Source organism: Halopseudomonas maritima, from assembly GCF_021545785.1.
In the GTDB taxonomy this organism is placed as follows: domain Bacteria; phylum Pseudomonadota; class Gammaproteobacteria; order Pseudomonadales; family Pseudomonadaceae; genus Halopseudomonas; species Halopseudomonas maritima.
Genome location: NZ_CP079801.1, coordinates 1746257 through 1758786 on the forward strand (window position 1 = coordinate 1746257; position 12530 = coordinate 1758786).

The 12530-nt window shown below is 63.6% G+C and carries 10 protein-coding genes; 3 read left to right on the forward strand and 7 right to left on the reverse strand.

The features are described from left to right. Nucleotides 1–42: 42 nt before the first annotated feature. Together HV822_RS08010 and HV822_RS08015 are read right to left on the reverse strand one after the other, a co-directional pair. A complete protein-coding gene (locus HV822_RS08010) occupies nt 43–1569 on the reverse strand; it encodes a WS/DGAT/MGAT family O-acyltransferase (protein WP_238873309.1) in 1527 nt (508 codons plus the stop codon). Between the two features lie 64 nt (nt 1570–1633). Beyond that, nucleotides 1634–3301, reverse strand: a complete 1668-nt coding sequence (locus tag HV822_RS08015; RefSeq protein WP_238873311.1) for a long-chain-fatty-acid--CoA ligase — start codon at nt 3299–3301, stop codon at nt 1634–1636. Between the two features lie 503 nt (nt 3302–3804). Between HV822_RS08015 and HV822_RS08020 the strand changes: the two genes are divergently transcribed. From HV822_RS08020 to HV822_RS08030, 3 genes are all read left to right on the forward strand, one after another. Beyond that, a complete protein-coding gene (locus HV822_RS08020) occupies nt 3805–4560 on the forward strand; it encodes an esterase/lipase family protein (RefSeq protein WP_238873313.1) in 756 nt (251 codons plus the stop codon). Between the two features lie 152 nt (nt 4561–4712). Further along, entirely contained in the window at nt 4713–5753 is a 1041-nt protein-coding gene (locus HV822_RS08025) for an AraC family transcriptional regulator (RefSeq protein WP_238873315.1), read from the forward strand. 206 nt (nt 5754–5959) lie between these two features. Continuing rightward, entirely contained in the window at nt 5960–7516 is a 1557-nt protein-coding gene (locus HV822_RS08030; RefSeq protein ID WP_238873317.1) for an arylsulfatase, read from the forward strand. A gap of 53 nt (nt 7517–7569) precedes the next feature. On the opposite strand, the gene HV822_RS08035 is transcribed toward HV822_RS08030, so the two are convergent. The 5 genes from HV822_RS08035 to HV822_RS08055 are packed head-to-tail and all read right to left on the reverse strand — an operon-like array spanning nt 7570 to nt 12528. Beyond that, nucleotides 7570–8745, reverse strand: coding sequence for a hypothetical protein (locus HV822_RS08035; RefSeq protein ID WP_238873318.1), 1176 nt, complete (start codon nt 8743–8745; stop codon nt 7570–7572). After that, nucleotides 8742–10193, reverse strand: coding sequence for a VWA domain-containing protein (locus tag HV822_RS08040; RefSeq protein WP_238873320.1), 1452 nt, complete (start codon nt 10191–10193; stop codon nt 8742–8744). Before HV822_RS08040 ends, HV822_RS08035 begins: the two co-directional genes overlap by 4 nt. Further along, nucleotides 10190–11155 (reverse strand): VWA domain-containing protein, encoded by a 966-nt coding sequence (locus tag HV822_RS08045; protein WP_238873322.1) that lies wholly within the window; start codon nt 11153–11155, stop codon nt 10190–10192. The genes HV822_RS08040 and HV822_RS08045 overlap by 4 nt, the downstream gene beginning before the upstream one ends. Further along, nucleotides 11142–11612 (reverse strand): DUF4381 domain-containing protein, encoded by a 471-nt coding sequence (locus HV822_RS08050; RefSeq protein ID WP_238873323.1) that lies wholly within the window; start codon nt 11610–11612, stop codon nt 11142–11144. The genes HV822_RS08045 and HV822_RS08050 overlap by 14 nt, the downstream gene beginning before the upstream one ends. Beyond that, the gene (locus tag HV822_RS08055) at nt 11605–12528 is read right to left on the reverse strand and encodes a DUF58 domain-containing protein (protein ID WP_238873325.1); all 924 of its coding nucleotides are present in this window, start codon (nt 12526–12528) and stop codon (nt 11605–11607) included. The genes HV822_RS08050 and HV822_RS08055 overlap by 8 nt, the downstream gene beginning before the upstream one ends. Between the last annotated feature and the right edge of the window lie 2 nt (nt 12529–12530).

The window sequence follows — 12530 nt, forward strand, 5'->3', positions numbered from 1 at the left end:
GAGCGACGCGAGGCGACCCTTTGGCCACCTCGCGGCAGACACTCAGCTACTCGCGTCGAGCGTTCGGGTAGCCGCGACCTTCCGGGGACGCGCCTTGGGCTTGCGCGGTGCCTGCTTCGCCGCCGGGCTGGCAGGTTCGTCGGTCGCTTCACTCTGCTCGGGTTGCAGTTTTTCGATTTCCTCCAGTGCCTCTCGCAGATACCCGACCATCTCCTGAACCTCTGGCTGCGATACCACGCGGCGGCAGGCGGTCAGGCCGAACTCCAGGTTGCCGGCGTAGCTCTGCACGGTGATGTTCAGGGCGCAGCCGTGGTAGGGAATGGACACCGGGTAGAAGTTCGTGATGCGCAGGCCGGCGATGTACAACGCCTGCTGAGGCCCAGGCACGTTGGAGATCGCCACGTTGATGATCGGCGGCATTCGCCGGGCGGCGCGCGAACGGCCGTACATGGATGCCAGACTGGTCATCAGCCAGGGCGAGCCAAATACCGGAATGTCCAACCCCATCACCGGGCGCAGTTCGCGGACTACCGCCTTGGCTGCTTCTGAGGAGTCATGAATGGCCCGGAAGCGTTTGGCGAAATCCTGGGTATCGGTCGCCAGATCGACCCGCACCATGGACACCTGGTTGTTCATGCTCTTGTCATTCGGGTCGCGGATGCTGACCGGGACTCCGGCAATCAGAGAGTCTGCCGGCAGTTGATCGCGCGCCTGGAGGTAGCGCCTGAGCGCGTCGCTGCACATGGCCATGACGACAGTGTTGACGGTGCCCCCGACCTGCTTGCCGAGACGCTTGATATCCTCGAACGGCAGATGCATGGCCGCATAGGAACGCTGGTTGGTGACCGAATCGTTGAAGACCGAGCGCGGTGCCAGCCCCAGGCTCAACGAGCGCGCGCCCTTGAGTTTGCGCTGACTGAGCACGGTCTTGCCGGCCGAGCCGATGGCCTTGGTAGCGGTTGGCAGCAAGGTGGCGAGGGTGCGGTACTTGCGTGCCGAGTTGAGCACAGCGGCTTGCAGTAGCTCGGCCATGCCAAGCTGGTAACCGTTGTCGCGGCGCTGGCGCACGGGCGGCGAAATGACCCGGCCTTCGGGGGCAAGGTCGTAGAGCAGGCGCGCCAGCTCGGCACCGGCCTGACCATCAATGCGGCTGTGATGGGCCTTGGTATAGAACGCGATCTGCCCCGACTGCAGGCCTTCGATCACGTACATTTCCCACAGCGGGCGACTGCGGTCGAGCAGGCTCGAATGCAGCCGTGCCACCAGTTGTTCCAGTTGCTCATGCGAGCCGGGCTTGCGCAGCCGCAGGCTGCGGATGTGGTAGTCCAGGTCGATATCGTTGTCGGTGATCCAAACCGGTTCGGCCAGCTCGAAGGGCATGGGCGCCAGCTTGCGCGTAAGCACCGCCGAGAGGTGCATGCGCTCTGCGATCATGCGTTTGACCGCTTCGTAGTAGTCGTCGTCGTAATCAGTGGGTACGTCGAGTAGCATCAGGCTGCCAACGTGCATCGGGGTTTCCGGCGTTTCCATATGAAGGAAAGCGGCATCGGTATTGCTGAGGTGTTCCATAGACAGCCCTCTTGTTGCTTGGCGCTTTACAGCTGCGGGTGTGGGTAGAGCAACCAGTCTTAGTTCAACCGGGCTCCGAACTTTTTTGCTCCTGTTGTTGCAGGGTGATTTTTGAAAGTTTGCCAACCGGAGTTTTCGGTAGGTCGTCAAGTATGCTTAGCGCGCCAATGTTTTCATGTTTACCAACCCGGGTTTTCAGAAACGTTTGAAGTTCTGAAAGTGTGAGGGGTTTGGCGCCTGTTTTTAGTGAAATAAACGCTTTGGGCGTTTGTCCGCGATAGGCGTCGGTAATACCGATCACACACACTTCCCTGACATCGGGGTGTTCCTGAATCGCTTCTTCGATAATGCGCGGATAAACGTTGTAGCCTCCGCACAAGAGCATGTCTTTTGAGCGGTCGATAATGAACACAAAGCCGTCTTCGTCCATGTAGCCAACATCGCCAGTGCGAAAGTAGCCGTCGGGCAAGAAGGCCTCGCGAGTGGCCTCAGGATTGTTCCAGTAACCCTTCATCACATTGGGGCCGCGAATACACAACTCGCCAATCTCGCCGAAGGGAACAAAGCCCTTCTCGTCGAGAAAGCGAATGTCGATACCAGGCAGTGGCCGCCCGCACGAACCCGCCCGGCGCGGCCCATAGACGGGCGTAAAGGTGCCGGTCGGCGAGGTCTCGGTCATGCCCCAGCCTTCGGAGATGGCGCAGCCGGTGAGCTCCTGGAAGCGCTGGGCTACCTCCAGCGGCAGCGGCGCACCGCCGGAGCCGCAATACCTGAGCGAGCGCAGGCTGCGTTGCGCTATGTCCGGGTGCCCCGCCAGCGCGGTAAACATGGTGGGCACGCCGGAGAACACGGACACCTGCTCCTGCTCAATGGCGTCGAGCACCTCGGCAGGATCAAAGCGCTGCAAAAGACGCATGTGGGCGCGCAGCGCAATCGGCAACAACATGCTGGCGGTCAGCGCGTAAATATGAAATAGCGGCAGGGTCACCAGCACCCGCTCCCGCTGGTACTGCAGCACGGCAGGCTCACTGTGCACCAGCACGCTGAGCAGTTGAGTACAGGCTGAGACCAGATTCCGGTGTGTCAGTACTGCGCCCTTGGGCGTGCCGGTGGTGCCGCCGGTGTACTGGATGACCGCCGGGCTGTCAGCCCCCTCGGGCCAGGCCGGCTGGCGGTACTGTCCGTCATTGTGCAGCAGGGCATGCCAGCTCAGTTCCGGGCTGGGACGTGGATTCTGCTCGTCTGCCAGCTGGCCGTGACGATCTGACACCGCTCCTACCACCAGGTGCCGCACGCCACTGTTGTCCAGCGCGGTGCGTCCGCGCGCATAGAGCTGGGGGTCGTCCAGGGTAATCAGGATGTCGGTCTTGCTGTCATTCGCCTTATGGCAAATAACCCGTTCGGCATCCAGTGGCGAATAGTTGACCACGGTACCGCCGATTTTCAGGATGCCGAAAAAGGCAATCATGTAGTGCGGCGAATTCGACAGCAGCAGACCAATGTGGCTTCCGGGGCCCGCACCCAGTTGCTGCAAACCGCAGGCGGCGCGGTTGGCCAACTGCTCCAGTTCGCTATAGCTGACCTGCCAGTCGCCAAACGACAAGGCGCACTGTTGTCCTGCCTGCCGGGCTGCGGCTTCCAGCACGTGGTGGGTAAGGTGCACCTCGGCTGGCAGGTGGGTGGTGGCGCCGTTGAGGCAGGACGCTGGGCTGTTCTTATTAGTCGTATCCACTGTTTCCCGTCCTTGATATTGCGTTGGTTCAGCTGTCTGTGGCGTTTAGTCTTTCACGGGGTATTTGATTGTTGCGAGGTGCTAACAGACCCGCAGGAGGTGAATAGTGGACAGCAATACACTGTGCGGCAGTGCCAAATTTATGCTGTCTTATTTTTGACAGGCCGCTGTAGGCGTGGGTGAAACTGCAGTTGGAAAGTTAGTTTTAAGTTGCGCCAAGTTCCCAGCGTTAAGCCTTTGACGCTTTGCGGGCCACGCAGTGCAATCCGAATACAAAAAGCGGACGCTATTAAGGGCAATAGTGGCTGTCAGAATTGCGTGAAGATGACATATTCAGGTGAATATCGTCCTTAATACAGTGAATGCCGGACGTAATATGCCGCCAGCAATAGACAGCCAATTCCGTTTTGCCCTAAGTCTTTTAGCACGCCTGCTGCTCAGCGCTGGCTGCGATGGTGCGCGCAAGAGCGCGCATCGCTTATAACAAGAATAGGAGTACCGATATGGCGTCCGACCAGATCAAGGCACCGTCCCTGCTGCTACAGATGATGGAGCTGCGCGCGCCCTACGAACTAGCCGGCACCATGATGCTCTGGCCGTTGCTGCGCGCTGCGCCGCGGGGCGACGGCCATGCGGTGCTGGTACTGCCAGGCCTGTTAGCCCACGACCGCTCCACCGCCCTGTTACGCCGTTTTCTCAAGCAGCGCGGCTATGCACCGCACGGCTGGGAGCAAGGCAACAATCTGGGTCCGCGCGCCGGGGTGCTGGAAGGGCTGATCGGGCGCCTTGATGCGCTGCATGCCTCGTCCGGCGGCCGGGTCAGTGTGGTGGGCTGGAGCCTGGGTGGTATCTACGCTCGCATGCTCGCCAACGAGCGGCCCGAGGCGGTACGCAATGTCATCATGCTTGGCAGCCCGATCGGCGGTCAGCCACGCGCCAGCAACGCCTGGCGTCTGTATGAGCGGGTCAGTGGCCGGCGCGCCGATGATGTCAGTGACTGGGTCCGTGCCGAGCACAATGAGAGCGTTCCCTCCACCTCCATCTACACTGAAACAGACGGGGTTGTAGCCTGGCGCAACAGTCTGCAGGCAAGTGGTGAGATGGCGGAAAACATTCGGGTGCACGCCAGTCACCTGGGGCTTGGCGTGAATGCGGCCGTGCTCTATGCCGTGGCTGACCGTTTGGCTCAGCCGGAAGGCGGCTGGCAGCCGTTCGAGCCGCCCAGCCTGTTGCGCCACGCCTATCCCCAGGCCAATTGAGCGTCAGGGCTCGGCTTAACCGCCGAGCCCGTTGTCAGCCAACCCTCTACTAGAAGGAGTCGCATCGTTAATGAGGCGTGCTTGATCCCGCGTGGCGGCACCCGCAGTTCAGCAGTTCGATAGGTCCAGCCAGGCAGTAGGAGAATAAGAATATGGTGAATAGTTTGGTGGGCGACTTCGATGCGCGTGTTTATGGCCCGCAACGCATCGCCGCGGTGGTCGAGACCTTGGAGGATCAGCAGGTTGCAGCATCAATGGTGCTGGCAGGCAGCGGCTTGAGTCGCGAGCATCTGTACTGCGCCAGCACTAAAGTGTCCTACCGCCAGGTTGCGATTGTATTTGGCAACGCCTTGCGCCTGAGTCAGGACCCAGAGACAGCCTTGATTGCCGGCGCACGGATGCATCTCAGCTCCTATGGCATCTTCGGCTTTGGCCTGCTCAGTAGCCCTAACCATATCGATGAGATCGAGTTTTCCATTGCGTTCAGCAAGGTCATGGGGCCAGTCGCCGGGCCGATCAGCTACACCCGCAGCAAGACGCTGGTCACCTACGACTATGACGTCTACCTGTCGCCAGACCCCTTTGACCCCCTGTACCGTTTTTCACTGGAGTTTGCCCTGTCGGCGCATTTCACCCTGGCTGAAATTCTCTATCGGCATCCGGCGTTCAGTTTCTCAACGCTGCGACTGGTGCTGCCCGACTCCCCCTGCGCCGAGGCCTACCGGCGGCGCTTTGGCTGTGACGTTGTCTTTGGTGCGTCGCGCAACCAGCTGGAGATCGCCAGCGACTGGCTGTCGCAGCCGCAGCTGTCGCCGGACCGGGTGACTCACGACATCATGCGTCAGGAATGCACGCGCGCCATCGCAGCGGCCGCCACGGCCAACGGCCTGGCGTCACGCATCTACAAGCTACTGGTCAAGGAGCTGCCCTGGCGCTTCCCCAATATCGATGCCATGGCCGAAGAGCTGAAGATGCACCCCCGCACGCTGCGGCGCCGGTTGACCACCCAGGGCACCTCGTATCGTGAAATTCTGACGATGGTGCGCCGTCGTCTGGCCATCGCTTACCTGCGCGAAACCCAGATGAGCTCGGAAGAGATCGCCAGCCGGCTGGGTTACAGCGATGCCTCCAACTTCCGGCATGCGTTTATTCGCTGGACCGGCAAGTCACCACAGACCTACCGCAACCTGTAACGGGAGGCCACAGCGCTTGCCGGGCGTAAGAGGGCGTTGCCGTCTGGCGTGGCAGGGACTATTTTCAGAGAAGAACGGCTGTTTGGCATCAAGTGACAAGCGGCTGCGATCGATGCCTTGCACGATGGAGGTTATCCGCTTCGTTGCGGCGGCGTTGGTGCGCCGTTTTGCAACCGAGGGGTTTACAACAACAAGAGGATCGTTACATGAACCACCCGCGTTCCCACCTAAAACAGTGGGCCAGAGCTGCGCTCTGCGCAGTCACCCTCGGCGCCGCCCCTCTGGTGGCAGCCGCCGACAAGCCAAACATTCTGATCATCATGGGTGATGACATCGGCATCACCAACATCAGCAGCTACAGTCACGGTGTCATGGGTTACCAGACCCCGAACATCGACAGGCTGGCCAATGAAGGCATGATGTTTACCGACTACTACGGTGAGCAGAGCTGCACCGCCGGCCGTTCGGCCTTTATTACCGGCCAGCATCCGGTGCGCACCGGTCTGACCAAGGTGGGTGTGCCGGGCGCCCCGGTGGGCATCAAACCGGAAGACCCGACCCTGGCCGAGCTGCTCAAGCCGCTGGGTTATGCAACCGGTCAGTTCGGTAAGAACCACCTGGGTGACCGTAACGAGTATCTGCCGACCGAGCACGGCTTTGACGAGTTCTTCGGTAACCTCTACCACCTGAACGCCGAAGAAGGCCCGGAAGATCCGGACTGGACCACTGACCCCGCGATCGACAAGCTGGTGCGCCCGCGTGGTGTGATCCGCAGCAGTGCCGACGGCAAGGTGGAAGACCTGGGTCCGCTGACCCGCGAGCGCATGGAGACCATCGACCGCGAGTTCCTGCAGGCCTCGATGGATTTCATCGACCGCTCGGTGAAAGCCGACAAGCCGTTCTTTGTCTGGTTTAACTCCACCCGCATGCATTACTACACCCACATTGCCCCGGAAACCGAGGGTCTGTCGGGTCAAGGGTTCTACAACGACGGCATGGTCGAGCATGATGGTCAGGTTGGTGAGCTGCTCAAGCAGCTGGATGATCTGGGTATCGCCGACAACACCATCGTCCTCTACACCACCGACAACGGCGTGCACTACAACCAGTGGCCTGACGCCGGCATCACCCCGTTCCGTGGCGAGAAAAACACCAACTGGGAAGGCGGCTTCCGCGTTCCGGCGCTGGTACGCTGGCCGGGCCAGATCGCCGCTGACGTCGTGTCCAACGACGTCATGTCGCACCAGGACTGGGTACCTACCCTGATGGCCGCTGCCGGTGTGCCGGATGTGAAAGAAAAGCTGCTGACCGGCTACCGTGCGGGCAGCAAGCAGTACAAGGTGCATCTGGACGGCTTCAACTTCCTGCCCTACCTGCAGGGTGAAAGCGAGACGTCACCGCGTAGCCAGTTCTACTACTTCAGCGATGACGGCAAGTTCCTTGCCATCCGTGACGGTGACTGGAAAGTGGTGTTTCAGGAGCAGCGCGCCCACCGCTTCGACGTTTGGCGTGACCCCTTTGTTGAGCTGCGTATCCCCAAGGTATTTCACCTGCGTCGTGACCCCTTTGAGCGCGCGGATACCGACTCCAACAGCTATAACCTGTGGTGGGACAAGAAGGTGGGTATCGTAGCGCTGCCCGCGATGGTGCGTGTGCAGCAGTTCCTGAGTTCTTTCCAGGAGTTTCCGCCGCGTCAGCGTCCGGCCAGCTTCACCATCGACCAGATGATGGAAAAGTTCATGAGCATGCAGCCACAGCAGTAAGATTCGCGTCAGTGGTTATCAGCGCCCGGGCTTGTTGCCCGGGCGCTGTCGTTTCAAGGGTTCAATCGCCAATCGACAGCCGAGCTGCAGGTCGCCGGAGCCGGCCGCCGGGGCAGCGTCTGCAACGCCAGGCGCAGCGCGTCCGGCTGCCACTCGGCAGCCTCGCCGTAGCAGGCTGCCTGCAGGGCGCCTATAGGGCTGTGCAGGTGGCGCCGCAGCCATGCCTGCTGATCAGCGGGGAAACAGTCAAGCCAGCTTTGCAGCGCCTGCAGGGCGGCCCGCGGGGTGCCTGCGCGCAGGCACCGGTGCAAGCGCCGTCGGCGCCACCAGCGACGGCCGTGATCTGAGCACGCCAGCGCATTGCCGATCAGCAGCATTGGCGCCAGTAGCAGGGCCAGGTGCTGCCAGATGCTGACCGGGTGCCGTGCGACCGCCGCAAGGGGGGCAACCTGCAGACGCCGGGCAGGCAGACTGAGTTGCTGCAGCTGACCGTTGCGGGTGTCGCGCCACTGCAGGGTCAGTGCCGGAATCTCCAGCTCGCCGCTCTCCAGCAGCAGGTAACGCACCTCCTCTTCACGCGTGTAGCGCTGAATCACCCGTTCGCCCTGCTGGTCCAGCTGTGGCGGGCTGCGGTACAGCCGGGTGCCCGGCGGTGCACTGAGCGGCAGGGCCGGAGGAAGCAGGCTGCCCGCCTCGTCCAGCTCGATGCGCAGCCGCCGCAGCAACACGTCGCCGACCTGCAGGTCGGTACGCGCCGGGGTATAGCGCTCCGTCAGGCGCAGTTGCGGCGCCAGGGTGTCGCTGGGTGCGCTGCTGGCGGCACTGACGCTGAAACGCAGGGCTGGCACCGGCAGGGCAAGTTCGCGCGGCTGGCGCTGGCTATCGGCGTAGCGAACCCTAACCTCGCCGGCGTGCAACTGATAGTCGCCCGGCGGCAAGGGCGCAAAACGGTAGCTGCGCTGTATACCGGCCCAGCTCTGGCCATCGATCCGTGGACTGAGGTTGAGACTGGCACCGGGAGTGGCCTGGTTACCTGCGTCCAGTTGCAGGGTCGGAAATTGCGGCGCCGCCAGGAAGTAGCTGGGGACCAGCACTTGCAGCTCCAGCTCCAGCGCCTGGCCGCTGGACAGGCCGTTCTCGGCGTTGCTCTGCAGGCGCAGCAGCGGTTCGGCAGCGCTTGCCGGCAGCGCCAACGCCAACACCAGATAGAGGATGCGAGCTGGGCTCATGGCTGACCCTCCTGCGGCGTCAGTTGCATCAGCATGCGCCGCTTAAGGTAGCCGGCTGGGCTGCCCTGCAGGTTGTCCAGCCAGAGCTCGGTCTGTTGCTCACGGCTCTGCTGCTCGGTGACGCTGACGCCGCGCTTGCGTTCAAGATCGTTGCGGACATCGTCGGCGTCCATGTCGGCGTCCTTGGCGTGCTGCTGCTGCCGGCGTGCTACCAGCAGCAGCGCTCGCTGCAGGTTCTCCTGCGCTTGCTGCCAGTGTGGTCGCAGGGCCAGCGCCAGTTGGTAACGCTCGGCGGCCTCACTGTGGCGCTGCAGGCAGCTGAGCGCATTGCCCTGGTTGTAGTAATCCTCGGCGTCGGTGCCCTGCTCAAAGGCCGCCAGTGCCGCCTCGCAGTTGCTGGCCCGGTACAGCGCCGCGCCGCGCCAGCGCGGGTCGCTGAACAGGGTGGCGGCCTCTGCGTAGGCGCCCTGCCGGTACAGCTGCATGGCCTGTTGCGGCTCGCTGCGCCAGAGGCGCCAGAGTTCCAGTTCGGCAGCCTCGCTGTGGCCGGGTTGCAGCAGGGGCAACAGCAGCAGCGCCGGCGCGGCTCGCCGCAAGCGCAGGGCCAGCAGCAGTGCGGCCGGCCAGAGCAGCCACCAGCCGCGGTCATGCCAGCGGCTATCGGGGTCATCCTGGCGCGCCAGCCGCTGGCTGGCATCGAGCGCGCGCAGCAGCGCAGGCAGGTCGCTGTCATCGTTGCGCATGGCCACCACCGGGCTGTCGAGGCGGCTGGACAGCGCGTCGCTGTCACCGCCAGCGACCCACAACAGGCTGTGGCTGTTGGCGAGCGCGGCCTCGGCACCCTCCTCAACATCAGCGCTGATCAGCAGGCGCATGTAAGGCTGGCTGGACTCGGCCTGCAGTTGGTCCATGACCTGCAGCAGCGCCGGAGTGTCGCGGCCCAGGCGCGGCATCAGTTCAGTGGACAGACTGTCCAGATACAGGGTGAACAGCGTGGCGTCATCGGTCGGCGGCAGCAACAGGTGGGCGCTGCCGGCGTAGGCCAGCAGGGCGTGGCGGGCGCCGGGACGCTGGGCGAGCAGGTCGTGAATCTTCAGCTTGGCGCGCTCCAGTCGGGAGACGCCGCGTTCCTGCTGATCCATATCCGAACTCAGATTGAGAGCAATCAGCAGGGGCGCCTGGCGCTCGGCAAAGGGGGGCGCCTCACGATCCCAGCTGGGTCCGGCGGCGGCCAGCGTGGCCAGCAACAGAATGCAGAGCAGCATCACATTGCCGCCGCTGTTGCGGCCACCGGAGACCAGCAGGTGCGGCAGCAACTGCGGTGCAATCAACCGCTGCCAGCTGGCGCGGGCGCTGTTGCGACGCAACCACCAGCCCAGCAGCAGCAGCGGGGGCAGCAACAGCAGCCAGGCGGGCCGGAGAAAATGCAGTGGCAGCCAGTCGATCATGCAGGTCTCCGTTGCAGCCACGGCAGGGCGAGCAGCAGGCGCAGCAGCAACAATACGATCGCTGCGGCCAGCGGATAGTGGTACAGCGGCGTACGCGGTTGAAATGCGAGCCGCTGCTGCAACTGGGGTGTCAGCCGGTCAAGGGCGGCGAAGGCGGCGGCCAGTTCAGCCTGATTGCTGGCGTGCAGATAGCGGCCACCAGTGCTACTGGCGATCCGCTGTAGTTGCTCGGCATCCAGTCGCTGTTCGCCCTCGCCGTCGGGATCGCCAAAGCCGATGGTATGGATGATGATGCCCTGGTCTGCGGCCACTTGAGCGGCTTCGTCGGGCAGCTTACGGCTGGCGGTGTCGCTGCCATCGCTCAACAGGATCAGTACCCGCTCCTGATTCTGGCTCTGCTGGAACAGGCGGATCGCCAGACCGATGCTGTCGCCCAGCGCGGTACGTCGCCCAGCGACGCCGGGCTGCAACTCGGCCAGCAGCTGGCGCAGGGTCGCGTGGTCCTGGGTAAAGCTGGTCTGCGTGTAGGGCTCATCGCCGAACACCAGCAGGCCAAGACGGTCACTGGCGCGGCGTTGAACGAAGGCATCAAGCACCTGTTGAACAGCCCACAGGCGGCTGCGGTCGTCGCCAGCGTCGGTGTTGGCCATCGACATCGAAGTGTCCACCGCCAGCAGCAGATCACGCAGCGGTTGCGATTTGACCAGCGGCGGCTCCAACCGACTGGGCGCTGCCAGCGCGACCACCAGCAGACACCAGGCCAGGGCTTCCAGCAGCGTGGCCAGCCAGCCGGCGCTGCTGCCGGCGGCGTTGGCCGGCGTCAGCCCCAGCGGACCGGCCAGCTGATGAAAGAACGGCAGTCGCAGCGCATCCTGACGTTGCCGGGCACCGGGCAGCCAGCGCTGCAGCAGCCAGGGCAGCGGTAGCAACAGCAACAGCCAGGGCAGATCAAGGACATACATGATGCTGTATCCAATGGCGGCAGCGGGTGAACAGCAGGGCACGGCGCGATGCGTCCAGGCAGGCGCAGTGTGCTGCTGGCCAGTAGCCCAGCTCGACCAGCTCCGGCGGCAGCGGCGTGTCGATCTGCTGGTTCAACTGATGCAACCAGCGCTCGCCGTGCAGGCTGGCGACCTGCGCGCGTGGCCAGACCTGCAGTGCGGTGTGCCGCAGCAGACCAGGCAGCTGCTGCAGCTGCGCCGGATCCTGTTCGCAGGCCCGTTGCAACGCGTTCAAGCGCTGCACTGCCCGGCGCCGATAGGCATTGCGCTGGTAGCGGCGCCACTGGCGCAGCCCTTGCCAGAGCAGCGCCAGCGCCAGCAGCAGCAACAGCGCGCAGGCGGCGGGGGCGGGTGGCCAGGCGGAAATCGGGACTGGCAGCGCCAGGTCATGCAGCTCAGGAATCGGGATATCAGCCATGCCCACCCCCCAGCAGTGCGTGCAGTTGCTGCGCTGCCGGTTGCGCCGCCGACAGCGGCAACACGCCAATACCGATGCCCTGCGGCCACTCCAGGATTTGCTGCAGGCGCAGTTGGTGCAGGCGCTGCAAGGTCTGACGCTGGCTGCTGCTGTCGAGGTTCAGGCGCATCTGCAGGTCGCCGTCGCTGGCGACCAGCTCGCCACCGCTCGGCAACTCGATCAATAGCGGGTCCTGGGTCCAGCACAGCAGCAGGTCGTTGTGACGCTGCAGCGCCGAGAGCAGGTCATGGGTCTCGGCGTTCAGGCCATTGAAGTCACTGATCAGAATCAGCAGGTGATCCTTGCCGGCCAGGCGGCGGGCCCGTTCCAGCACGGCGTTGAGCATATGTGGGCCGTCGCCGGGGTGACGGGCATGCAGCTGCTGGTTGAGCTCGCACAGACGCCCGAGCAAGTGCATGAAGGCGCGATGGCCGCGTGCCGGGCGCAGCGCTTCGATACTGTCGTCGTTGAACAGCAGCGCGCCCACCCGGTCGTGCCGCTCCAGCGCCGCCCAGCCGAACAACGCGGCGGTGTGTGCGGCCAGCACCGACTTGGTGGTGTGGCGGCTGCCGAAGAACTGGTTCATGCGCTGGTCGATCAGCAGCAGTACCGGCTGATCGCGTTCCTCACTGTACAGCCGCAAAAACGGCCGTCCTAGGCGTGCGGTGACCTTCCAGTCAATCAGCCGGGCGTCGTCGCCGGGCCAGTAAGGGCGCAGCTCCTCGAACGACAGACCGCGCCCGCGCAGACGGGTTTCGTGGCGTCCGGCGAGCACACTGGCGGCCACCTGGCGGGCGTGCAGCGGCAGTCCCCGCGCTTGCTCGCGCAAGGCGCTGAGTTGCTCCAGATCGACGTAAGCGGCCGAGGACGGCTGCATGG

Coding starts and splice junctions, on each gene's coding strand:
- HV822_RS08010 (WP_238873309.1), bottom strand. CDS start 1,569: ATGGAACACCTCAGCAATACCGATGCCGCTTTCCTTCATATGGAAACG.
- HV822_RS08020 (WP_238873313.1), top strand. CDS start 3,805: ATGGCGTCCGACCAGATCAAGGCACCGTCCCTGCTGCTACAGATGATG.
- HV822_RS08025 (WP_238873315.1), top strand. CDS start 4,713: ATGGTGAATAGTTTGGTGGGCGACTTCGATGCGCGTGTTTATGGCCCG.
- HV822_RS08030 (WP_238873317.1), top strand. CDS start 5,960: ATGAACCACCCGCGTTCCCACCTAAAACAGTGGGCCAGAGCTGCGCTC.
- HV822_RS08035 (WP_238873318.1), bottom strand. CDS start 8,745: ATGAGCCCAGCTCGCATCCTCTATCTGGTGTTGGCGTTGGCGCTGCCG.
- HV822_RS08040 (WP_238873320.1), bottom strand. CDS start 10,193: ATGATCGACTGGCTGCCACTGCATTTTCTCCGGCCCGCCTGGCTGCTG.
- HV822_RS08045 (WP_238873322.1), bottom strand. CDS start 11,155: ATGTATGTCCTTGATCTGCCCTGGCTGTTGCTGTTGCTACCGCTGCCC.
- HV822_RS08050 (WP_238873323.1), bottom strand. CDS start 11,612: ATGGCTGATATCCCGATTCCTGAGCTGCATGACCTGGCGCTGCCAGTC.
- HV822_RS08055 (WP_238873325.1), bottom strand. CDS start 12,528: ATGCAGCCGTCCTCGGCCGCTTACGTCGATCTGGAGCAACTCAGCGCC.